The sequence below is a fragment of the Phycisphaerales bacterium genome (genome assembly GCA_029268515.1).
Taxonomy (GTDB): Bacteria; Planctomycetota; Phycisphaerae; order Phycisphaerales; family SM1A02; genus JAQWNP01.
Map to the genome: position 1 here is coordinate 280,810 of JAQWNP010000010.1, position 23,123 is coordinate 303,932.

Genomic DNA, 23,123 nt, shown 5'->3' on the forward strand with positions numbered 1-23,123 from the left:
ACTGATGCGCAGTAGTGGCTGGATCTTAGTTGCCATCGCGACCTGCCTCTGGATTGCTGTGGGCGTATTGCCGCTTGTCAGTGGCTTCATGTCATTTGATAATTCAGAGACCACAAATGTACCTATGATTCGGCCGCTTGGTGAGTTGCTTCTCACAACAGCAGGGTGGTCAGTGGCGGTGGCTGGTGGCGCCATGTTGCTGGGACTTGGTCCAGGCATCTACTTATCAAGAATTGCAAGAAGTCATCAGAATTTCCGACGCTATGGAAGGTCTGTTTGGGCCATTGTGATTCTGTTTTTGCTATTGGTGCCTTTATTTCTGCCGCCTTACCTCATCTTCTTTGCATGGTGGCAACTCTGGCCACCAAATAGCGGTGTGTACGCATGGGCAGTTGACCATGGCATGGTTGGGCAACTTCGATCGGCGACCTTGTATGTTGGTTTCGTAGCATGGTCATGGCCGTTGGTCGCATTATGTGTTGCTGGAATGCAGCGTGGTACACCAGATCGCGATCAGGAACTTGTAGAAATTGATGGAGCGCCACTGCTCATGCGACTGAGGCTCACTGTCAGTCGCAGTATTGGTGGCCTTGCCTTAGGAGGATTGGTTGTATTCCTACTGACATGGAGTAATACAACTTGTTTTGACTTGGCTCAGATCTTTTCGCTGGCCAATGAAGCCAGAGCTTTAGAAGCATTAGGTGCGCCGGCATCTCAGCTCATTTCCGTGAGTGGGCCAGCCGTCCTTATTAGTTGCGTCGGCGCAATCGTGGTGTGGTGGCTTATTACCAGTCGCCATGGAGATCGCCGTTCGGATTCACTTGTGACAGCGCAAGCTGAAGTGGTGAGAGGGCAGTTTGCGAACATCTATAGATGGCTGGGTGTTTTTATGATCGCGGGTCTGTGGATACTGACAGTTGGTATTCCAGTGACAGCATTTGTTTGGTCGCTCACAAATATGTTGCGAGATGGTTCCATCTTGACTGGCCTGGGCGGATTCATGGATGTCTATGGCACTTCAGTGTTCTCTGGAGTCTTCTTGTCATTGCTCACGGCAAGCGCTGGCGGGATTGTGACGCTCGGCCTAGCGCTGATGTGGATCCATCCCTCAAGCTGGGTGCGCCTATTAGCGCATATCCAGGCGGTCCTGTGGTTGATCATTGGCGCGGTTCCCGCTGCGTCCTATGCCGTTGGCTTGCGTGGTGCATGGGATCATCTGATTGGTGACATGCCCCTGGTTCTGGCAGCAGCACACTTGGGACGTTATGGATTTGTTGCAGCATTGGTTGGTTGGTGGATTGCGCGTTCAGAGGGGCGTCAGCAGCGAGATGTTCGTCTCTTAGACGGCGGCCGCTCAGGGCTCCTCGGAGGCATTGGATTAGGAGGTGCATTTACGGCACTCGCACCGGCATTGATTGGGGGTGTTGTTGCAGCCTTCGCCCTTATTGCAATCGCCTCGTTTGGTGAAATTCCGATGACGCAGCAAGTCGCGCCACCGGCGCGATCAGTGCCACTTCAGGTTGCTTTGCTCAATGCAATGCATTACCAGCGCCCAGAGATCGTCATGTTGGCAGGATTGGTTATGCTGCTAGGTGGTGGTTTGGCAGCTTGTATTGCTCTATGCGGTGGTTTGTTTATGCGTCCAATACTAAGACTTCGGCAGCTCAATCGGAATTCAAGCATTGGTTGCTGGTTGACTATTGGATTCTTCTTGCTGATCAGTATTGGGTGTCGTGGGCAATCATCAGAAGAAGATGTTGTTGGCCACTTGGATGTTGAGCGTATGTTTGGATCACCTGGCCTTTCTCTCGGCCAGTTTTCTTATCCTCGGGCCATGGCAATTGATATTCATGGCGATTGCATGTACGTCATCGATAAGACTGCCCGTATTCAGCGAATTGGCCTTGATGGTACGCCGCACCGCCAATGGGCTACGCCTGAGAGTGCGCTGGGTAAGCCCACCGGCGTCTCAGTTGGCCCAGATGGACTGATCTACGTTGCAGACACGCACTATTACCAGATTCTGGTTTATGACGCTGATGGCAATGAGCAACTGAGATTTGGTGAATATGGGACTGGGCCGGGGCAGTTTATTTATCCAACTGATGTTGTGGTTGCGCCAGATGGACGGTTGTATGTAGCAGAGTACGGCGGTAATGATCGAATTCAGATTTTTAGCCCCGAGGGCGTCTACATAGATCAGTTTGGTAGTTTCGGAAGTGAGGCAGGTCAGTTGAATCGGCCGCAGTCCATGGCATTAGCCAATTCTGGGCAGGCAATAATCGTCGCTGATTCCTGTAATCACCGGATTAGTATCTATGATCTCGATGGAAAACTCATTCGTATGTTTGGTGAGCCTGGCGTAGCTTCGGGGCAATTACTCTACCCATATGATCTGGTGCAGCTACCAGATGGAACGTTGCTTGTTTGTGAGTGGGGGAACCACCGGGTTCAGGCATTTACGGTGGATGGCACGCCAAGTGGCATCTTTGGAAACCTGGGATATGCCCCAGGTCAGTTACGGACACCATGGTCAATCGATATTGATGCAAGTGGTGAGAATATCTTTGTACTTGATTCAGGGAATGAGCGGGTTCAGGTCATTCCAACCAACCATCTGGCATTTGATTTAGGTGACTCATGAGTCATTTGGGCCCCATTTATTTTGATCAGCCAGGCTGGCTACTGCTGTTGCTACTTGTGGTACCGGTACTGCTGATGGCTTTGACAAGTCGTGGAGTTCTGTCCCGTAGCAAGCTCTGGTTGAGCACCGCACTGCGAATATTGGTGGTGATTTTGATTACGGTTGCTCTGGCTCAACCATCGTGGCGGCAGCCAGGTCAGGGTGTGACGGCGACGTTAATCATTGATCGCAGTCAGTCGATTCCCATGGCGTTGAAGAAACAAGTATTAGAATCACTTGAGAACGCAACGCAGGCAGGAACAGAAGATCGCTTGCCAGAAGATCGGCTTGCCGTTGTGACTGTTGCACGCGAAGCCATTATTGCTGCTTTGCCGCATCGAAATTCAATGGTGACGGTTGGCCGCGATGTGAGTGATCTCACCGCAACAAATCTCGCTGAAGCGGTTCGAGTCGCGCATGCGCTCATGCCCGACGACACAGCCAACCGGATTGTGATTGCCTCTGATGGTAATGAGACAATTGACTCTGTTGCTGCTGCTGCCCGTCAGGCTTCGGCTTCTCAGGTACCAATTGATGTCTTAATTTTGCCATATGAATACGGTAATGAAGTCGTGTTCGAGTCTCTTGTTGCGGAGCCAATTGCAAGGCAAGGCCAGAACGTGACATTGCGGATGGTGCTTCATAGCACCAGTGATGCCAATGGTATGCTCTCTCTGAAAGTGAATGGTCAGCCTGTTGCTCTCTCCGAAAGTGCGGATAAACAACTCCCTGTCTCACTCAAGGCAGGCACGAACGTGTATCGGGCGACTATTCCAATGATGCGGGCAATGCCGCATCGCTTTGAGGCACGTTTCACGCCGAGCGATCCATCCTTCGATGCAGTCATACAAAACAATAGCCAGCTGGCAGTCACGTTTGTAAAGGGGCGTGGGCAGATCCTTATTATTGATGATGGTCAGGTAGAGACCGAGCATCTCAGCGCCGTGTTAAGGGAAGCAGGTCTGGAAGTAACCTCACGAACGCCAGGTGGCATGGGGGACTTGCTTGACCTGATTGGCTTTGATGCTGTTGTGCTTGCAGGGATGCCGCGCTGGGCCTTTAGCGAAGAACAAGATCGAGCGCTTTATCGCTATGTCCACGATATTGGCGGGGGGCTCATTGCCCTGGGTGGTCCCCAAGCATTCGGCGCTGGAGGCTGGATTGGATCGCATTTGTCCAGGGCGCTGCCAGTGCGGCTTGATCCCCCAGCTGAGCGCCAGATTATGCGTGGTGCATTGGCGCTCATTATGCACTCATGCGAAATGCCTCAGGGTAACTATTGGGGTCAACGTGTCGCTGAAGCGGCTATTTCAGCGCTTTCGCGGCTTGATATGGTTGGCATTATTGAACAAGGTTTTAGAGCTGGTGGTGCCAATAGTATCCAAGGTGCTGTCTGGGCATTACCGATGCAGGAGGTGGGTGATAAGCAGGCCGCAATTGCAGCAACCCGTAAGCTGCAGTTAGGGGATATGCAAAATTTTGCACCAGCAATGCAGCTCGCCCTTCGAGGTTTGATATCTGTTAATGCTGGGCAAAAACATGCGATCATTATTTCTGATGGCGATCCGCAGCCACCACCAGCATCACTTCTTGCAAAGTATCGACAAGCCAACGTCAGTGTTTCAACAGTGCTAGTCGGCGCGCATGGAAACCGGCAGCGTGATCGCAACACAATGCAGTCAGTGGCCAATGGAACTGGTGGTAGTTTTTATCCCGTAACAAATCTTCAAGCCTTGCCTTCTATTTTTATTAAGGAAGCACAACTTGTTTCTCGTTCTCTGATTCAAGAAGGCAGGATTTTTCAGCCTCAGGCCATCAATCTGCCTGGCCCCACAGAGGGCTTTAGCAGCGTGCCTTCAGTGGGGGGTTATGTTCTGACTGCAGAGCGGGTTGGGCTTACCCAGACGCCACTGTTCATAAAAGCCGAAGCAGATGATCCATTGTTGGCATTTTGGAATTTCGGACTGGGCCGGTCACTGGTCTTTACCAGCGACTTATCTGGTCGCTGGGGATCCGCTTGGGCATCATGGCCGGAGTTCAATATCTTTTGGGAGCAGTGTGCACGCTGGGTGATGCGACCTACTGCGGAATCCAACACACTGATTCGAACTCGAATTGAGGGCGAAGAGGCAATTGTTGACTTGCAAGCGCTTGATGACCAGGGGCGTGCAATCAATCATCTTCAACAGCAAGCAATGGTCATTCCACCAGGCAGCGGCGAGCCGATTGCACTCACTATGGATCAGGTTGGACCCGGCCGGTATCAAGGGCAATTTAAGGTCAGTCAAGCTGGCCACTATCTTGTGAATATTGTTCACGCGAATGGCACTATTCCGGCAGCAGTCTGTGTTCCTTATTCAAAAGAGTATCGCGCCATTCGTCATAACGAAAAACTACTTCGGGAATTGGCTGAGCAGACTGGTGGTCGAGTTATGAACTTTAACAAGGATGGAACGCTGCCCGCGATTTTCGAACGCGCCGCATTAGAGATTCCATTTACGCCGACACAGATGTGGGACCTTTTAGCGATCCTCGCTGCAGCGCTGTTTCTTGTTGACGTTGCCATCCGTCGTCTCGCAATTGATTGGGAGCATTTTAGGGCTTGGTGGAGTTCTGCAATTGGGCAACGCACGGAGGGTTCTGCTGAGTCAGTTCTGGCATGGAAACGTGCTCGCTCTCAAGCATCTGGTCAATCGAATAGGAAGGGTGACAAGGCGACATCTCGCACGCGTTTTGTAAAATCTGAATCCATCTCTAAAGATGTTCAGCGGGCAGATCCGAGCGAGCGATCAAAAGCCGGGCTTGAGAAGCCAGGGTCGACCGTTCAAGATGCCAAGGATGATCAGTCAAGCCATACTGCAAGGTTGCTTAGAATTAAACGAAACATGGCACCAGATGATGAGGGGCCTGAGTCATCGTGACAAAACCCGAGCCAACACTCCGAGACACACGTGGTTTAGAACTCACGCTGAGCGATATAGAAGCCATCGCTTGTGCTTGCGCGGAGTTGCAGGATGTGATTAAGGAAGTGCGCTCTGAGATCGGCCGTGTGATTGTCGGTCAAGATGCAGTCGTCGAACAATTATTGTGGGCCCTTTTTGGTGATGGACATGTCTTGCTGGAGGGCGTTCCCGGTTTGGGAAAAACGCTCTTAGTGCAGACTTTAGGCCGTGTGTTAAAACTCGATTACGCTCGTATTCAATTTACGCCGGACCTGATGCCATCTGATATCACCGGTACCAATGTGGTCTATGATGACGCATCTGGTGGCCGCCGATTTGAGTTTGAACCTGGCCCGATCTTTAGCCAAATGGTTTTGGCAGATGAGATTAATCGCGCTACACCAAAGAGCCAAGCGGCGTTGTTAGAAGCAATGCAAGAGAAATCTGTGACCGTCGGTGGTACGACACGGCATCTTGAGCTGCCGTTCTTTGTCATGGCAACACAAAATCCTATTGAGCAAGAGGGGACCTACCCTTTGCCAGAGGCTCAGCTTGATCGCTTTCTGCTCAAAATTACAGTGCCACTTACAAGTCGAAATGAACTAAATCAGATCATTGACCGCACCACCCGCAGTGGTCAGGCACAGGCAAAGCCGGTTCTTGATGCGACTTCCATTATTCGTGCTCAACGGCTTATCGAACGAATTATTGTTGCCGACCATGTGAGTGACTATGCCGTTCGACTGGTGATGAGCACGCATCGCGGTAGCGCATGGATTTCGCCAGAAACAGAATCCTATGTCATTGTTGGGGCCAGTCCGCGAGCCGCTCAGTCGATGGTCAAAGCGGCCAAAGTTCGATGTTTATTGGAGGGTCGTTATGCCGTGAGTTTTCGTGATATCCAAGCGGTTGCCCATCCGGTGCTACGGCATCGTATTCTCAGAAGCTTTGAAGCAGAAGCCGAAGGCATTTCAACAGATCAGATCATTGATACGCTTCTACAGCAGACACCGGTAGAAGGAGATTAATATCGTGGCCACCTTTGGTACAAGTACCGAACCAAAACCGAAGCGAATTGACGAGCTGCTTGATACGGATCTCATGACGCGCTTAGGCCACCTTGATGTGCTCAGCCGGAAGATCTTTCAAGGTAAGGTTCAGGGAGAACGGCGCAGTCGTAAACGTGGCCTGAGTGTCGAGTTTGCGGACTATCGGCAGTATGTCGCAGGTGATGATCTTCGATTTATTGATTGGAATGTATTTGCTCGCCTTGATCGCTTATTTATTAAGCTGTTTATTGAAGAAGAGGACCTGTCATTGATCCTTGTTGTTGATGCAAGTGCATCGATGGATTGGGGCAACCCTAATAAGTTCATTTTTGCTCAGAAGCTCGCCATGGCACTTGGCTATATCGGGTTGGTTAATCACAATCGGGTATCACTGATGTCATTCGGTGAAGAGGGCCTTCAAGTACTGCCTAATTTACGGGGGCGCCGACGTACCCAGGAGATGGGAAACTGGCTGCTTGAAAAAAATCCCGTTGGTAGTGCCGATTTCAATGAGACCATGCGGACCATTGCCACGGGGCGACAAGGGAAAGGTGTGATGGTCTTGCTCTCTGACTTTCTTTATAAAGAGGGCTACGAAAAGGGCCTTCGATTTTTAGCTGGTGGCCGGACGGGCTTCGACACTTTTTGTGTACAAACGCTCGCCCCAGAGGAGATTGATCCTGGTCAGCATGGTCTGACAGGTAATCTGCGTTTGACAGATATCGAGGATTCTGATGCGGCAGAGGTGACAGTCAGTCCGTCGCTTTTACGAAAGTACAAGTCAAATTTAGATCAATACTGTGGTCAGCTGCAAGAATTTTGCGTTCGTCGTGGTATTTCTCAGCTCACGGTTGATACGTCTACAGATATGAATGTGCTCTTAGTTGACTACTTGCGACGTAGGGGACTGCTCAAGTGACCTGGTTGACGCCATTTGCAGGTCTTATCCTTGCTGCATCGGTGATTCCACCTTTGCTGTTGCTCTATTTTCTTCGCCTGCGACGGAGCAAAGTTCAAATTCCGTCGACGTTGTTATGGATGCAGTCGTTTGAAGACCTAAGAGCCAATGCGCCTTTTCAGAGATTGAGATGGAGCATCTTGTTGCTCTTGCAACTTTTGGTTCTGGCACTACTCGTATTGGCAGTCATGCAACCTCAGATTGAAGGTAAGCAAGTAATGGGTGGTCGGCACGTGATGCTGATTGATCACTCAGGATCTATGGCTGCGCAGGACGATGAGGATGGTTTGACACGACTGGAAAAGGCGAAGGATTTAGCACGTACAAAAATTAAATCTCGATACCGATCTGGAATGTTTACAGATGATCCTGGTGAGACCATGATTATCGCGTTTTCGGATCGAGCTGAAGTCATGACGCAGTTCACTGATTCAAGACAGAAACTACTGGACTCTATTGATGCCATTAACCAAACGCATGGCGCCTCTTCACTTGGTGAGGCATTGGAACTTGCTCGCGCCTATACAACCAATGTGAATCCGGATCTCCCAGATCAGTGGCCAGTCACAGCGCCGCCATCAATTCAAGTGATCAGTGATGGCCGAATTACAGATCTCGACACGCAAGTGGTTCGTGGAACTGATGAAGCAGTTTCATTTATCCCAGTTGGTGATCCGGGGGCACGGAATATTGCAGTTGGCACACTTGCTGTGGAACGACCGTATGACCGGCTCAGTGATGTTGAGGTCTTTGCTGGCATTCTTAATTTTATCACTGAACCGCAGGATATTAATGTCCAACTGACGGTCAATGGTGTCATTCAGAGTGTTGAGTCTGTGAGCCTGCCTGCGGCAGCTGTCAGTGATGACACAGGTGTTCTCTCGCCAGGCGCACGAAATATCACTTTCTTGCCATTCAATCAACCAACTGATGCAGTCATCGAGGTCGAGATCCTGAGCAATGATTCACTGGGAGTTGACAATGCTCGTCGAGTGGTGGTTCCGCCCCCAGCACCATTAAGCGTTGCCGTGGTGTCAAAAGGGCAATCAGCGATCAAGACCATTCTTGAGGGTTGGAGTCGTTTACGTGAGTTGAAGACATTTACACCTGAGTCTTATGAGCTTGCCGCGGAACAAGGGCAACTCGATGAATTTGATGTCATTGTTATTGATGACTATGCGCCGACGAACTTCCCGCCAGGTCGGTATCTCACAACTGGTAAGGCGCCACCGTTAGATGGATTCAATGAGTATGGTGTTGCCAAGGCTGATCTTATGCTGAGCTCGACTGCTGAGCATCCAGTCATGCAATTTGTGAATGCCGACCGTCTCTATGTGGCTGAGTTAAACCTTATTCAGCCGGATCAAGATATTGATGTCATTATGGAAGGCAGCAAAGGACCTTTTGCAGCGGTACTTGCACGTGGTGAGCATACTGTTGTCCACGTTACATTTGCACCCCTTGATAGTAATTGGCCAGTCTTGCGAAGCATTCTGCCATTCACACTCAATGCCATAGAGTTCTTAGCTGCTTCTAATCAATCTATCACGGCGCAAGCACTACAGCCGGGGCAGGCTATTACAGCGAGACTTCCAATGGGTGTCACTCAGGTGTTGCTGATTGCACCAGATCAAGAAGAATGGGACCTGTCGATTGGGGATGATCGTGAACTGGTATGGGGGCCAGCCCAACAAGCGGGTCGTTGGAAGCTCAAATACACTGATGACCAGGGTAGCCAGGAGCGAACAGTTGCCGTCAATATGGACACCGCCTCTGAGGGTGACCTACGCGTGCGCAATGAAATGAAGTTTGGTACTGACCGCGTTGCTATAGAAGGGAGCGTGGAAATGTACCGAGCGTTATGGCCTTGGGCATTGCTCGTTTGTTTGGGCTTACTCATGATGGAATGGTGGGTCTTCCATCGAAGAACAATTTAGCTCATTGATTAAGCACGGTTTTAATGGCTCATTCGCTTGCAGCTTTTCGCCGAACTTCATCGGGGTCGATGCCGAGATACTCACACATATGGCGGTCGAATACCTCTTGGTCTTCCTCACGCGAAAAGTCGAGGCGTAGTTCATTAATGACCTTGGTGCCCTGACCAATCCATTCATCCCAAGTTTCCTTAGCAATGTTCTCATAGATCCAAAGTCCAATTGGTCCACGGAATGGTGGTGCATCAAGTTGGTGGCCTGGTCGCCCAGTTCTTTGACATACAAAGCTACCACTGGCATTGAGGGCGTCAGATCGTTCCTGTGACTCTTTCGATATTGTTGGTGCTGAGCGTCCCATTGACTCAAGCAGTTTTTCAATACCGGTCATGACCTTACGTTCGCCCTTGCTGGCAGCAATCTGAAAGCCGCTGATCAGTACTTCACAGGCCTGATCTGTCCAGCCCGCATTGATCATCGCTTGGCCGGACAGCTCATAGGCACGGCTCATTTCGGGGTTAATCTCAATGGCTTTGGTGAGTGACTTAGATGCCTCTGCGGCCCGCCCCTCATCAAGATAGGCGCTGCCGAGGCTAAAATGTGCCATCTCATTGTCCGGATCTGCTGCGGCCATTTTTTCAAATTGAGCAATCCGGTCTGTTGTGTCGGTCATTTGGAGTCCTTGTCTAGGTTGTCTAGGTTGTCTGGCGGGATGGGCACTTGAGGGGGGGACATCATACGCGTTAGAGCGGAGTTGGATACTATGGAGATCATGGCTGGCCTTGAAACGTCACTTGCAGGTGTCTCGCTGGTGACACCATTGGTGGCGGCAGCGGGCACCACCGGAACATTGGCAGAACTGCCAGCGGTGGCTGGCGTGGCCGGCCTGGGTGCACTCACCACTAAATCGATCACACCTGAACCACGGGCTGGTAATCGCCCCATACGGCTGGTTGAGGTTTCGGGCGGCATGCTTAATTCGGTGGGGCTGGCCAACCCTGGCTTAGAGCGTTTTGAAATCGACGCATTGCCCGCCGCTCAATCGCTCAGTATCCGTGTCTTTGGGTCTGTGGCCGGTCACAGTATTGATGACTACATCGCGGTTGCTCATGCCATGGATGGAGCTGATGGTCTCGATTTGATTGAACTGAACCTGTCCTGCCCAAATTCAGCCACAGGTCTGGATTTCGGAGGCCGGCCAGCTGAGCTGAAAACGCTGATGAAAGAAGTACGCCCCTTTGTTAAGAGCAAGCCACTTTCAGTGAAACTTTCTGGTGCCGGACCTGACGTTGTTGGGTTGGCCGTTGCTGCCATTGAGTCTGGTGCCGATGTATTGACACTCATGAATACGATTCCCGGTATGTCAATTGATGTCAAGACGCGCCGTTCAAAAATCGGCGCTGGTCGTGGCGGGGTCAGTGGACCATTAGTGCATCCCGTTGCAGTACGCTGTGTCAGTGATGTTTATCGTGAGGTGGCCCGTGAAGCAGGTGTGCCGATCATCGGTGTTGGCGGCGTCTTGGACTGGACGGATGCAGCGGAGTTTATCCTTGCAGGCGCTACAGCTGTTGGTATTGGTACTGGAATGATGATCAATCCTCGCTTACCCAAACGTATTTCCAAGAGACTATCGCGTTGGGTTGAGCGTCAAGGTTGTCAACGCGTTGATGAGCTTATCGGTGCCTTCGAGCCTTGATCCAGATGATCAATGAAGCACTGTCCGCGTTGTTCGAAGTTATCAAACTGATCCCAGCTAGCGCAGCCCGGGCTCAATAACGCAACATCATCATCACCCATGCGTGATCTGATTTTTGCGACTGCAACTTCAACGCTGTGACAAGATTCGATATAGGCATGGGGGCAGTACTCATTTGCCATCGCCGTCAGCTTTGGTCCAGTTGTACCAATGGTATAGAGGCCAGCGAGGTCGGTTGCCAGCTGTGCAATAGATGAAAGGTCGATGCCTTTGTCATACCCGCCAGCGATCAGGTGCACTTTTTTAGGCTCTGAGAAGGCTGAAACTGCCAGGCAAGTTGCTTGTGGGGTCGTGGACTTGGAGTCGTTGTAGGCACGTTGGTTTTGATTTTTCCAAACCAACTCGAGGCGATGTGGCAGACCTCTAAAGTTCAGCAAACTCGCAGCGCCAAGATCGGGCGCCATGCCGGCAGCAAGATGGCAGGCTTGAAGAGCTGTTGCAGCATTCATTTGATTATGTTCGCCAACCACGCTCAGTGCTATTGCTGAGTGGCTCTGGTCATCGCTTTTGATGTGATGATCGCTTTCTGTTTGAGAGCGCCAGATCACCTGTTTGCTCGCTTGGTAGTGTTCAAAGCTTCCATGCCAATCAAGGTGGTTGGGTGAAACATTTGTGGTGACAGCGATATGCGGGGAGTACCCAGGAGCAGTTTCAAAACCAACACCAGCATCAAGCCAGTAGAGCATGGCACTAGAGAGCTCAAGAACGATCCAGTCAGCATCCCGAAGCGACTCAGAATTCGTCAGCAGTGAGCCCCCATAATTGCCGCCTAATCTAGAATCAAAACCGGCATCCTTGAGCACATGGTGGATCATCGCAGCAGTTGTGGATTTTCCAGCTGAGCCCGTGACACCGATCACGCGTTGCCGATCCAATCGTTCTGTGACGAGACGGATTTCAGTTGTAATTGGAATGCCAGCTTCTTGTGCGGATTTCAGAAAGACATTGTCCCAGGGGCGTGGGACAGCCGGGTTGGCAATGACAAGATCGCATGCGTTGAAGTCACTGAGGTGATGGCCACCCAATCGAAGTGTGACTTTCTTGGCGGTGATGAGGTCTTGGAGCTGCTCTAATTGAGGCTCAAGAGACGCTTCATCGGCGAGATCAGTCACAGTGACGTGGGCACCTTGCTCAGCGAGCCAGCGCGTCACGCCCAATCCGCCGCCAAAGCGACCCAGCCCCATCACGGTTGTTCTTAAATCTCGCATACTGTCCATAACGCAGGTTAGTCTATGGTCACCAAACTCATTTTATCGGGTTAGAATCTCCACGATCCATAGGAAGGTCGGTTTCCCTCATAGCCATAGGTAGAGATGGCATCAAGCAATACTCATGACTTTTGATCAGCCAGCGAATTCCTCAAATCAACAAGTGGTCCTAAGACCCACAGGCGTCTTGTCCGCTCTTGCTGTCGTTGGGTTGATATTGGCGGTCATTCCATGCTGTCCGCCCATTAATGCACTGGGGAGTGTCCTGGGTTTGGTGGCCTTGCGCAGAATCGATGCATCAGCTGGAGGTTTGCGTGGTCGCGGCCTGGCCTTGGGTGCGATCTGGACGGGGTTGGCATTGACGCTCATGGGGATTGCTGCTTGGATTTGGGTGACTGATGAGCTTGAGGCCCAGTATCGAATTCGCATTGAGGAAGCAACCCAATCATTTATACAAATGGCGATGAGTGATGATCCAGCATCAGCCCTGACTCTTTGGGGCGGTGATGGTACGCCACCAAGTTCTGCAGAACTGACCGCTTTTGGCATTGATATCGAGAAGCGTTTTGGCCAGTTACAGAGCTTTACTTTATTGACACAGGAGGTGGGCGGTTGGCCACTTGATCGTTGGCAAGCCGCAGGTGAGTTTCAGTTCGAAAAAGTGCGTTTGACCGGTGGGGTCGAACTGGCAGTTGAGACTGGCGAGCTCATACCCAACTTCCGTATTTCTGCGATTGAAATAGATGATCCATCGCAGGGTTCGCTGCGTCTGCCTCCGCTTCCTGAAAAACCCAGTGATCAACTGGACCCACAAGAGCAAGATGTCAGTGAGTGATGCTCAAGCCAAAACGTTGCAAAGCGGTGCTCCGCGACGGCCCATGAGCCGCTGGGCCGTTGCCTCACTACTTCTGGGTATCGGTATCTGTCCGCCTCTTTCAGTGAGTGCCATATTTTGTGGTATTCGCGCTTTGATGGCCATGCGTTACCGGCCAGAGCTCCGGGGCCGCTCGTTAGCAATTCTGGGAATCATTGCTGGGTTCTTGTCATTGGCGTTGTTTGCCTGGTTAGCAGTTTGGTGGAACGATACCGCTCGCCGGCCCATGATTGATGGTCCAATTGCTGCGATCAAGGCAGGGCAATCGGGCGATGTTGCTCAGTTCAAGGCCTGGTTCACGGAAGCAGGGGCTTCAGCGAGTGATGAAGAGGCGGCCTCATTTCTCAACGCGCTGACCACGAGGTATGGTCAGCTTAGTGGGAGTCAGCAGCGGGTAGATCTCCTTGATCCAGAGGCTATTCGGAGATTCAAGCAACCCGTTGTCTGGTATGAGTTTCTCTTCTCTTCAGGGAGTGTCCCTGCCATGAGTCAGTTCATCTTGTTTGACCCGGTGACAGGCAGTCGCCTGGCTCGATTTGCATTTGTGATGATTCAGGACGCAGACGCGGGGGATCTCGTTTATCCTCTGTCAATGCAGCCCGAGGCCCTTGCGTTGGAACCAGACAATGTCCAGTGAACCAGTCATCAAGATTCGTAATGTTGTCAAGAGATTTGGCAGTCAGACCGTTCTTGATGGGATCAATTTAGATATTCAGCAGGGCGAAACCATGATCATCATGGGTGGCTCTGGTTCTGGCAAATCCACCATGTTGCGGATCATGATTGGTTCGCTCAAACCCGAAGAGGGAACGGTGGAAATGTTCAATGAAACACTTGGTGAACTTGACGAAGAAGGGCTGAATGTTGTGCGTAAACAATTCGGCATTCTTTTTCAGTCGGGCGCTTTGTTTAACTCTATGACAGTTGCTGAGAATGTGGCATTGCCACTGACGGAGCATACAGATCTTGATGCGAATATTATTGATGTCATGGTGAAGATAAAACTGGAACAGGTCGGTTTGCGTGAGGCTGCAGATAAGTACCCATCACAAATTTCTGGCGGCATGAAGAAGCGAGCTGGTCTTGCTCGAGCGCTGGCGTTAGATCCCAAAGTGCTGTTCTATGATGAACCCTCAGCCGGACTTGATCCGGTGACCAGTGCGGAAATCGATCGCTTAATGCTTGACCTGACAAAAAAACTCGGTGTCACCAGTGTGGTCGTGACCCATGAGATGGATTCAGCATTTACGATTGCTGATCGAATGGCGATGCTTGATAAAGGGCGAATGCTTATGGTCGGCACACGACAAGAGTATGAGCACTTGCGTGATCTATCTGTGGAAGAGATTCAGGAACGGACCGAGGCGGAGCAGCTCATAAGGCAGTTTCTGCGCGGCGATGCTGATGGCCCGTTGACTCGTAGGAAGATTGCTTCGAACTATGCGGAGGATCTTCTCGGTGAGCAGGGGCCCAAGATTGGTCACGGACCTGCTATTGAGCCAACCAGGAATGTCTAGTTGATGCTTGATCTAGTAGTCTTGTCGCTAGGTATGCGATCTTAGGTCAGGTACGAATCCAGGAATCGATGAATCAGAGTGAGCGAACATTAATCGCTACGGGTACAAAACAGTGAGTTCCTAAAGCCAATCGGAGCAGGGTCAATGGCCAATCCCAGCGAAAGAAATAAGAATAACTTCAAAGCGGGCGCCTTTATTTTGGCATCACTGATCCTGCTGATTGTTGTCATTGTGATTCTTGCGCCACTGCGAAAGTGGTTTGAAAGTGGTTCGCATTATCAGGTGGAGTTCCCAATTACCTCTGGTGTCAACGGAATGAATGCAGGGTCATCTGTACTGATTGGCGGTGTGTCGTCTGGAGAGATTGAAACTGTTAAGCCAAACGTTTTGAAAGATGGTCAGCTCAAGACAATCACTGTTTCTTTTGAAGTGTATGACACGTCCATCAAAATCTATCGCAACGCCAAGATACAAGTCGCTTCGCCGCTCATTGGAAGCAGCCCCTGGCTTAGTATTACAGACACAGGGTCTGAAACGCCCGAAGACAAAGACCCAAAATTTACTGGGAAACCAATTACAGGTACTGCAACTGGAATGCTCGACAACCTTTTAGGAGCTTCGGGCGCCAGCGCTTTGACAGAATCGCTTGTGAATATTGAGAAGATTACGGCTGAACTTGCAGTTGCTGGCGGTGTCCTTGAATGGGCTCTGGGCCAGCCCGGTAGTGCGGATGTTGAACAAATGCTCAAGTCATTGCGATCAGCCTCGGATGAGGCGGATCAAATGCTCGCTGAATTACTGAGTTCATGGTCAGGCTGGGATGAAGATGTATCAGTGATTCTTTCAGATGCTCGTACGCTTGTCGCAAATCTCAACACGGTATTGGCAGCAAATGAGAGTCGAATCAATAGCCTGATTGCGAATACGGATGACATCACCGCTCAAATCAATGAAGCTGTGCCCGGTATACGCAAGCAACTGACCGACTTGCTTGGCCAGGGCGATGAAGCAATGCACTCAGCCAACGAAGTCTTGATGCAGGTCCAAAACGACTATCAAGGCTGGGCCATTGACATTGGTGAACTCCTGGCCAATCTGTCTTTAGCGGGCCAGCAGTTGAAATTAGCAACAGTGGAGATCCGTAATAATCCATGGAAAATCCTCTATCGTCCGGAAGCCAAGGAGATGCAGCATGAGCTGCTTTACGAGACTGTGAGGCAGTTTGCATTTGCAGCTGCTGACCTGAAAGCATCGGCTCAGTCACTTGAGCGTTTGCAGACAAAAGGTAATGCTGAGGCGATTGGAAATGACCCAACCACGCGCCGGTTGATGGAAAATCTAACAAGAAGTGCATCGCAATATGAGAAGGTTCAAGAGCAACTGCTCAATGTGCTGCTTGTTGATGTTGAGGAAAAGCGAAAGTAAGCGGCGCTGTTTGATTTGCAGATCGTCACGGAGCAGAGCGTCTGTCGATTCTCGAGCCCATATCGGTTACATCAATTGATGATCCTCGTTTAGAGGTTTTTCGTGACGTACGTGATGCAGATCTTCGCGGACGCACGCACTTGTTCATGGGCGAGTCTGAGTTAGTTCTGCGCCGTTTGTTAGCAACGCCAGATCGACTGCATTCCTTATTGATGAGTCCCAATAAACTGGAACGTCTGAGCCCAGCATTGCAGGCAGCTTCTTTGACCTGCCCAGTTTATGTGGCACCTTTAGAGTGGATCTCTCAAATTGCTGGTTTTCATGTCCATCGCGGGGTTCTCGCATGTGGCCATCGCCTAGAGGCAAATGCGCTCTTACCCAAAGTATCACTGCGTGAGGTCGTCGATCGAAAACGCTGTCGACTCCTTCTGGCTGAGGGAATTACCAACGTTGACAATATGGGCGCCCTCTTTCGAAATGCTGCGGCATTTGGTATCGACGGAGTTATGCTGGATCCAAGCTGTTGTGATCCGCTTTATCGCAAAGCTATTCGGGTTTCGATGGGACACGTGCTGAGCCTGCCCTATGGCGTCAGTGAAGACTGGGGAGGTGATCTTGAGTGGCTTGTCACAGCGGGTGGTATGAAATTGGTGGTCGCAGAGACGCATTCTGAGGCCGTTGATGTGCGGTCAATACCAATTCCTGAGCGGATGGCATTGGTCGTTGGATCAGAAGGAAGCGGTGTTGCTGAAAGTACTTGTCAGAAAAGTCACTTTGTAGCCAAGATCCCCATGTCTGATTCCACAACATCCTTGAATGTTGCCACAGCGGCAGCTGTTATGCTTTTTGCGCTTACGAATCATTAGTAGCAGTGCTATCAGGCATCTGCTCGAGAATGGTCCCTGCAGCCACTGGTGTTTGTGGACGGTTCATTGTCTGGGGGAAGCTGGTTACCAGTGGTGACTCGTTCGTGACATTGTCTTGATCGGGGTTAATCCGCTCGATCTTTGCACCAAGCTTATTCAACGATTCTTCCATTGCGATATATCCACGATCAAGATGGTAGACACGGTCCACAATGGTCTCTCCCTCGGCCGCAAGACCCGCCAACACCAGAGAGGCAGAACCACGTAGATCACTGGCCATGACAGGTGCGCCGCGAAGCGGCGTTGGCCCCTGAATGATGGCGGTTGGCCCTTGTCGCACAATTTCAGCACCCATGCGTGTGAGTTCCGCAACATGGTTGAATCGTTCCGGGAAGATTTTCTCTGTAACGATGCTGTTGCCATTTGCTTGGGTCAGCAAAGTCACAAGTTGAGCTTGTAGATCTGTTGGAAAACCAGGATAGGGCTGTGTGGTCATGACCAGTGGCTGTAACACACGGTCTGAACAGACATGCACACTTGTGCGAAGGGGATCATCTGAGGTATCAAGATTTGAGATATGCACACCAATTCGATCAAGATGATCAACGACGCCGAGTAAGCAGTCGTAAGGAAAGTTGTCGAGTGTGATTGTTCCGTTGGTCATTGCGGCAGCCATTGCAAAGGTGCCAGCAACAATCCGGTCAGGCATTGTCTGGTGATCAACACCACCAAGTTGATCGACGCCTTCGATGGTGATGCGTGGTGTTCCAGCGCCAGATATCTTGGCGCCCATAGTGTTAAGCATGCGAGCAAGATCGACGATCTCAGGCTCAGTTGCAGCTGATTCAATGATGGTGCGACCATGAGCTAAGGTTGCAGCCGACATCACATTGGCGGTGCCAAGCACGGTTGAACCAAATGGGCCGCCAAGGAAAACAGTGTTTCCGATAAGGCGGTCGCATTTTGCAAGAATGTCGCCACCCTTCAAGTCGAATGTGACACCGAGCGCTTCGAGGCCACGAAGGTGCAAATCGACTGGCCGTATCCCTAACGCGCAGCCCCCTGGCATGGAGACTGACGCATGCCCACGTTTTGCAACTAAAGGGCCTAAGGCACAGATGCTTGCTCGCATCGTTTTGACAATTTCATATCGCGCATGGCAGGCATTGGAATCAACCGTTTCAATATGCGCTACGCCGTCTACATGATCGCAGCGGCAACCCAATTCGCGGAGCAGCATTCCCATATTGGAAACATCCACGAAGTGGGGCACATCGCGGAGAATCACTGGCTCATCAGCCAGGATGGCTGCGGCCATGAGTGGTAGTGCTGCGTTTTTAGAGCCTTCAACGCGGTGCTTACCTGAGAGGCGAGCACCACCCACAATCCTGAATGCATCCATGCGCTAGGTCATCCTGTTGAAAGGTCAATTGTTTTTAGGGTGTCGTCATGACATCCCACTCGAAGTTCACCTGTGGTCTGAGATGGGCCAACGGCCGTCTATAGCTCATCGGCATATTTCTGCCCACTTCAACATCAGGATACAGCATCCACGGCGGTTGAGGCTAATTGGACCTACCGGCATGGCTCCTACAAAAGGAAGTTTGAGAGTCCGGAAAGACATTTTAGGCTCAAGAACTGCTTGGGTTGGCCGACTGGAATTGTACGGTGATTAGGTATGTTTCCGGGGGGGATCGAAAGGAGTTCACCATGAGACGTATTCATCTGATTCAAGTTGGGTCTGTGGGTAGCATTGCAGCCCTAGTAGGCGTTGCCTGCGTTGTTGAATTTGGATCTGGGCCAGCCACGGCTGGAGCAGAGGATCCGCCAGATACCCTGGAGCTAACGGGCTCAGTGCGGGATTTTCATAGGCGATCAGTGCCAGGCGGTCATCCTGACTTTCAGGCTGTCCCTGACCATGGCTATGGCCTCTACTGCGGCAATGTTGATTCAGATCTTGGTTTTGATGGGAAGCCCGTTTTTACCGGTGATGGATGGAAAGTTCGTAAGCAGGCAAGAGATGCTGCTGGGCGGGATATTTGCTACACGCTCGTGGACTCCAGCCTCGGTGATGAAGCTGGTCGTAAGGGTGCTGATGACAGTGGTGGTATCGAGTCGGCTTCCAGTTTTAATATGTGGTACCGAGATGTGCCAGGTACGAATCTCTCACAGGCCTTGACGTTGACGTTCAATCGCCAGCCTGATGGCAGCTACTTATTCGATGACGAGCTCGATCCTTACTATGACTCGATCGATGGTTTCTTCCCAATTGATGATCAACTGTTTGGGAATTCCGGCCTCTGGCCAGACCATAATTTCCACTTCACATTTGAGTTACACACAGAGTTCACGTACGACGCTGCCGGTAATCCTTACTTCATGTTTACCGGAGATGATGATGTATGGGTCTTTATTGATGGAAAACTTGTCATTGACCTTGGTGGCGTTCACTCTGCAGCGGATCAATACGTCGATCTCACACGATTGGATTTGGAGCATGGTGTGACATATTCCTTGGACTTTTTCTTCGCTGAACGTCATACCACCGAATCCAACTTCAGAATCAATACATCGCTCAAGCTCGATACGGTGGAAATCCCTTCAGTAACCGCCTCATTCGACTGATCTCAGACGATGCTTACCCACGGAGATATACACAATGCAGCCCCGGAAGAAACCGGGGCTGTATTGGTCTTGCGATCTCGGACGCTCTGTATCGCGATGGCTTAATGTGGACAACTGTTCCCCCGGTGGGTCCCAAAACGATAGCTGATTCGCATTAACTGGTGCCATGCTTAAAGTAGGCATCATGCCTTCACCATCTAATCAATTGCCAGGTAGTCCAGTTTTATCGTCGGCTCAGATGCACTGCGTCAAGCCGAATAAACCAGTGATTGGATATGTCACTGAGAGCTGGGTATGCAGCCGTTCGCAATCACCGAATATTGTGAGACATGTCGGAATTGATGTGACGGGAACACCTCTGGCAGGCAAGTTCATTGCCGGCCAGTCCTTTGGTGTGATACCGGTTGGTCTTGATAAAAATGGCAAGCCTCACAAAGTCAGGCTCTATTCAATTGCATGTTCAAGTAAAGGCGAGGATGGGAAGGGAGGCGTTCTTTCGACCACCGTCAAACGTTTGATTGAAGAGCATAAGCCTCAGCACAGTTCGGACCATGAGGATCAACATGATCTCTTCCTTGGTATCTGCAGTAATCAGCTCTGTGACCTGAAAATTGGGGCACCAGTCAATGTCAGTGGCCCGAATGGGCGGCGGTTTGTCCTTCCTGAGAATCGTGAACTCCACGACTATCTCTTTGTCGCCACTGGTACTGGTATTGCACCATTTAGAGGAATGATCCAAGAGCTATTCCCGCAGTCTGGCGATGTCACAGAGAGACAAGTTCATTTGGTCATGGGTGTGCCATACAGCACTGACCTTCTTTACCACGACGAGTTCTGTCGCTATGCAGCGCAGTACGACAACTTTCATTATCACATTGCCGTCAGCCGGGAGCGTCCTGATGGCTGGCAATCTGATGGGCCTGGGCGTGGGATCTATGTTGGCCAGGCGATAGAGTTACGCTGGGATCTAATAGGGCCGATGCTTGAGCAGGAGGGGACCCTCATCTATGTCTGTGGAATAGAGGGTATGCAGCTTGGAATCTTCCAATCCCTCGTCAGGCATGGCCTGGAAGCGAGCTATCTGGATCTTAAAGATGACCTAAGAAGTACGCCTTATCAAGATTGGACGGTTGAGCAGGTCCGACGCATGGCTCGCCCCACATCTCGTTGCATGCTTGAGGTTTATGACTAAAACCTCAGTTTCTACCAGCCAATCTTGGAACCAAGGCCTTGATCTGAGTGAGCTTGTAAGCTGAATGCAGCGAATTATCCGGCAAATCGAGTACCAGGCAGTAGAAGCGATCCATATTTAAGACTATCTGGGATATGCAAAGTGTTCCATAAATGCATGTCCTATTGGGTCTTAGAGGTGATTCTGGCTGTATCTGTCCGATAATCATTATTTAGGCGCAATAATGTCGTGTTTTTGTCTATTAGCCCACTTCATCGCATCTTTGAATGTGTTATCCTATCGGCAACGTTTCGGGGTCCCACTTTCATCACTAGGGTCCCGGGGGAAACCTAAGTTTGGATTCGGTGCAAAAAATGGCGGGGGGCTATTTGCCGAACCAGAAGACTTTGATAGTGATGGATTGAGGGAAGGAAACAAAGAGATGAAAAAATTACTAGTTTTAGCTGGTGCAACCTCGATGATGCTCTCTGGCAGCCTGTTTGCTGGGCAGATCAGTGTGGATGCAATTGACGGTGGATTAACTCTGAATTCTGCCGATTTAGATTCGATCCTGTTTACAGATGCAAGCCCTACATTTGCTGTGGCTGATATGTATAACGTTCAGGAGCACATCTTAAATAACAGCTCGGGTATTAGTTTAGATGGTCAGGTCACTATCTTTGCAGCTGAAACCACGATGGGACTTTCGATCATTTCATTGATCGATGAGCAAGCCGAACCAGATCGCAGTGGAGTAGCAAATACTGCTGTAGGTATGTCATCCACCACAACATCAACATCAGCCCGCATGGTGCGTGATGTAGATGGAACAATTACACAAACCGAGGTTGCTGGTGTTCAGACCGCAGCGGGCTTCTTTGAATGGGATTCTGCTGATCAGGGAAGTGCATTCGCTTGGACCGAGCTCGTCGCCGGCGATTATGGATCTTTCATGTTTACCGCCGGTAATGCTGAAAGTAGCCCTCCATTTCCGCACCCAACATTCCCTGGTTTGAATGAGCCAGATACCTTCCAGTTCTTGACTTGGAACGAAGTGCTAAATGAGTGGGAGGTCGTCAACACCTCGAGCTTCTCAAATATCGACCAGTTCTCCTTTGCATTCAATGTGCTTCCAGTACCCTCTGCAGTTGGCCTAGGAGCCGCTGGGTTACTTGGTCTTGCAGGTATAGGACGTCGCAGACGCGCCTAATCCGAAACGTTGATACATGATTATTCAGACCGCGGCACCCCTCGTGCCGCGGTCTTTTTTTTTGCTACCGTGTAGCCGTTGATGTGATAGAAACAAGCCTCCTCCTCTCAATCATCAGATCGTGCAATGGCAACAACAGAATGTTCCAGTTCGCTTCCGTCATGTGTCCTGTTTGATCTCGACGGAACGCTTGTCGATAGCGCACCAGACCTTCATCTAGCGGCTGCAAAGATGAATGACCAGCTTGGCATAGCCACACGGTCAATAGAAGAGGTGCGCGCCTGGATTGGTGATGGGATGAAGGTCCTTGTCGAGCGCGTACTGAGTGGTTCGCAGAATCCCCAGTCGAATCCGGATCTTGCAGCCCAGGGCCTTGAGATCTTTCGAGGGGCGTACGCTCAAGCCCCATGCCTTGAATCACGCCTTTATCCTGGTGTGCGGCAAACACTTGATGATCTACGCGAGTGGGGGCTTCCCCTCGGTGTGGTCACCAATAAAGAGCATTCCTTTGCGCTACCCATTCTCAGACAACTCAAGATCGAGGCGTATTTCTCCGTGGTTGTTGGGGGCGATACCTTGCCAACGTGCAAGCCTGATGCGGCACCGGTCTTGTATGCCATGTCAGAACTCAATACGCCTGGTCGGGGTGTGCTGGTGGGTGACTCCGAAGTAGATATACGGGCGGCTCAGGCTGCAAAGGTGCCGGTCGTGGCGGTTTCCTACGGCTACAACCGTGGTCGAGAGGTTCAAATGATGGGGGCCGATCTCGTCATTGACTCGATGGACGAACTCCCAGAGGCTCTTACCAGCCTGGTAGCGATGTGAAAGCACCGGCCACGACGTGAGGTATCGCTTCGAACCCCCGAAACCTGAGGAAAAGTGCAAGTGAAGTTCCACCCTGACCCGAT

At 50.9% G+C, this 23,123-nt stretch carries 18 protein-coding genes; 15 read left to right on the forward strand and 3 right to left on the reverse strand.

Annotated features, from left to right (window positions below; genetic code table 11):
- Window positions 1–4: 4 nt before the first annotated feature.
- Genes P8J86_07685 through P8J86_07705 form a run of 5 tightly spaced genes read left to right on the forward strand, consistent with a single transcriptional unit; the run spans window position 5 to window position 9,569 of the window.
- Window positions 5–2,644 (forward strand): SMP-30/gluconolactonase/LRE family protein, encoded by a 2,640-nt coding sequence (locus tag P8J86_07685; protein ID MDG2054572.1) that lies wholly within the window; start codon window positions 5–7, stop codon window positions 2,642–2,644.
- Entirely contained in the window at window positions 2,641–5,604 is a 2,964-nt protein-coding gene (locus tag P8J86_07690) for a VWA domain-containing protein (GenBank protein ID MDG2054573.1), read from the forward strand. The genes P8J86_07685 and P8J86_07690 overlap by 4 nt, the downstream gene beginning before the upstream one ends.
- Window positions 5,601–6,653, forward strand: a complete 1,053-nt coding sequence (locus tag P8J86_07695; GenBank protein MDG2054574.1) for a MoxR family ATPase — start codon at window positions 5,601–5,603, stop codon at window positions 6,651–6,653. Before P8J86_07690 ends, P8J86_07695 begins: the two co-directional genes overlap by 4 nt.
- A gap of 4 nt (window positions 6,654–6,657) precedes the next feature.
- Window positions 6,658–7,593: a DUF58 domain-containing protein gene (locus P8J86_07700; protein ID MDG2054575.1), complete on the forward strand. Its 936-nt coding sequence runs from the start codon at window positions 6,658–6,660 to the stop codon at window positions 7,591–7,593.
- Complete coding sequence (locus tag P8J86_07705; GenBank protein MDG2054576.1) at window positions 7,590–9,569, forward strand: VWA domain-containing protein; 1,980 nt, start codon at window positions 7,590–7,592, stop codon at window positions 9,567–9,569. The genes P8J86_07700 and P8J86_07705 overlap by 4 nt, the downstream gene beginning before the upstream one ends.
- Before the next feature lie 28 nt (window positions 9,570–9,597).
- Here the strand turns inward: P8J86_07705 and P8J86_07710 are convergent, their stop codons facing one another.
- Window positions 9,598–10,236 (reverse strand): Fe(2+)-trafficking protein, encoded by a 639-nt coding sequence (locus P8J86_07710; GenBank protein ID MDG2054577.1) that lies wholly within the window; start codon window positions 10,234–10,236, stop codon window positions 9,598–9,600.
- 99 nt (window positions 10,237–10,335) lie between these two features.
- Here P8J86_07710 and P8J86_07715 point away from each other — a divergent pair, with 99 nt between their 5' ends.
- Window positions 10,336–11,259, forward strand: coding sequence for a dihydroorotate dehydrogenase (locus P8J86_07715; GenBank protein ID MDG2054578.1), 924 nt, complete (start codon window positions 10,336–10,338; stop codon window positions 11,257–11,259).
- Here P8J86_07715 and murD read toward each other — a convergent pair.
- Window positions 11,220–12,536 (reverse strand): UDP-N-acetylmuramoyl-L-alanine--D-glutamate ligase, encoded by a 1,317-nt coding sequence (gene murD / locus P8J86_07720; protein ID MDG2054579.1) that lies wholly within the window; start codon window positions 12,534–12,536, stop codon window positions 11,220–11,222. The genes P8J86_07715 and murD overlap by 40 nt on opposite strands.
- A gap of 115 nt (window positions 12,537–12,651) precedes the next feature.
- Here murD and P8J86_07725 point away from each other — a divergent pair, with 115 nt between their 5' ends.
- The 5 genes from P8J86_07725 (at window position 12,652) to P8J86_07745 (ending at window position 17,209) form a co-directional block, all read left to right on the forward strand.
- Window positions 12,652–13,362 carry a DUF4190 domain-containing protein gene (locus tag P8J86_07725; GenBank protein MDG2054580.1) on the forward strand — a complete coding sequence of 237 codons (711 nt, stop codon included), beginning with the start codon at window positions 12,652–12,654 and terminating at the stop codon, window positions 13,360–13,362.
- Window positions 13,355–14,038: a DUF4190 domain-containing protein gene (locus P8J86_07730; GenBank protein ID MDG2054581.1), complete on the forward strand. Its 684-nt coding sequence runs from the start codon at window positions 13,355–13,357 to the stop codon at window positions 14,036–14,038. Before P8J86_07725 ends, P8J86_07730 begins: the two co-directional genes overlap by 8 nt.
- Window positions 14,028–14,918, forward strand: a complete 891-nt coding sequence (locus P8J86_07735; protein ID MDG2054582.1) for an ABC transporter ATP-binding protein — start codon at window positions 14,028–14,030, stop codon at window positions 14,916–14,918. Before P8J86_07730 ends, P8J86_07735 begins: the two co-directional genes overlap by 11 nt.
- A 144-nt stretch (window positions 14,919–15,062) precedes the next feature.
- Window positions 15,063–16,343 (forward strand): hypothetical protein, encoded by a 1,281-nt coding sequence (locus tag P8J86_07740; protein ID MDG2054583.1) that lies wholly within the window; start codon window positions 15,063–15,065, stop codon window positions 16,341–16,343.
- A gap of 146 nt (window positions 16,344–16,489) precedes the next feature.
- A complete protein-coding gene (locus P8J86_07745; protein MDG2054584.1) occupies window positions 16,490–17,209 on the forward strand; it encodes an RNA methyltransferase in 720 nt (239 codons plus the stop codon).
- Here P8J86_07745 and murA read toward each other — a convergent pair.
- A complete protein-coding gene (gene murA / locus P8J86_07750) occupies window positions 17,196–18,611 on the reverse strand; it encodes a UDP-N-acetylglucosamine 1-carboxyvinyltransferase (GenBank protein ID MDG2054585.1) in 1,416 nt (471 codons plus the stop codon). The genes P8J86_07745 and murA overlap by 14 nt on opposite strands.
- A gap of 308 nt (window positions 18,612–18,919) precedes the next feature.
- Between murA and P8J86_07755 the strand changes: the two genes are divergently transcribed.
- The 4 genes from P8J86_07755 (at window position 18,920) to P8J86_07770 (ending at window position 23,040) form a co-directional block, all read left to right on the forward strand.
- Window positions 18,920–19,834, forward strand: coding sequence for a fibro-slime domain-containing protein (locus tag P8J86_07755; GenBank protein ID MDG2054586.1), 915 nt, complete (start codon window positions 18,920–18,922; stop codon window positions 19,832–19,834).
- 184 nt (window positions 19,835–20,018) lie between these two features.
- Window positions 20,019–21,026: a hypothetical protein gene (locus P8J86_07760; GenBank protein MDG2054587.1), complete on the forward strand. Its 1,008-nt coding sequence runs from the start codon at window positions 20,019–20,021 to the stop codon at window positions 21,024–21,026.
- 421 nt (window positions 21,027–21,447) lie between these two features.
- Window positions 21,448–22,215: a hypothetical protein gene (locus P8J86_07765; GenBank protein MDG2054588.1), complete on the forward strand. Its 768-nt coding sequence runs from the start codon at window positions 21,448–21,450 to the stop codon at window positions 22,213–22,215.
- 126 nt (window positions 22,216–22,341) lie between these two features.
- Window positions 22,342–23,040 (forward strand): phosphoglycolate phosphatase, encoded by a 699-nt coding sequence (locus P8J86_07770; GenBank protein ID MDG2054589.1) that lies wholly within the window; start codon window positions 22,342–22,344, stop codon window positions 23,038–23,040.
- The last annotated feature ends 83 nt before the right edge of the window (window positions 23,041–23,123 follow it).

Coding starts and splice junctions, on each gene's coding strand:
- P8J86_07735 (MDG2054582.1), top strand. CDS start 14,028: ATGTCCAGTGAACCAGTCATCAAGATTCGTAATGTTGTCAAGAGATTT.
- P8J86_07725 (MDG2054580.1), top strand. CDS start 12,652: ATGACTTTTGATCAGCCAGCGAATTCCTCAAATCAACAAGTGGTCCTA.
- P8J86_07740 (MDG2054583.1), top strand. CDS start 15,063: ATGGCCAATCCCAGCGAAAGAAATAAGAATAACTTCAAAGCGGGCGCC.
- P8J86_07685 (MDG2054572.1), top strand. CDS start 5: ATGCGCAGTAGTGGCTGGATCTTAGTTGCCATCGCGACCTGCCTCTGG.
- P8J86_07745 (MDG2054584.1), top strand. CDS start 16,490: ATGGGCGAGTCTGAGTTAGTTCTGCGCCGTTTGTTAGCAACGCCAGAT.
- P8J86_07715 (MDG2054578.1), top strand. CDS start 10,336: ATGGCTGGCCTTGAAACGTCACTTGCAGGTGTCTCGCTGGTGACACCA.
- P8J86_07765 (MDG2054588.1), top strand. CDS start 21,448: ATGAAAAAATTACTAGTTTTAGCTGGTGCAACCTCGATGATGCTCTCT.
- P8J86_07710 (MDG2054577.1), bottom strand. CDS start 10,236: ATGACCGACACAACAGACCGGATTGCTCAATTTGAAAAAATGGCCGCA.
- murA (MDG2054585.1), bottom strand. CDS start 18,611: ATGGATGCATTCAGGATTGTGGGTGGTGCTCGCCTCTCAGGTAAGCAC.
- P8J86_07690 (MDG2054573.1), top strand. CDS start 2,641: ATGAGTCATTTGGGCCCCATTTATTTTGATCAGCCAGGCTGGCTACTG.
- P8J86_07755 (MDG2054586.1), top strand. CDS start 18,920: ATGAGACGTATTCATCTGATTCAAGTTGGGTCTGTGGGTAGCATTGCA.
- P8J86_07760 (MDG2054587.1), top strand. CDS start 20,019: ATGCCTTCACCATCTAATCAATTGCCAGGTAGTCCAGTTTTATCGTCG.
- P8J86_07770 (MDG2054589.1), top strand. CDS start 22,342: ATGGCAACAACAGAATGTTCCAGTTCGCTTCCGTCATGTGTCCTGTTT.
- murD (MDG2054579.1), bottom strand. CDS start 12,536: ATGGACAGTATGCGAGATTTAAGAACAACCGTGATGGGGCTGGGTCGC.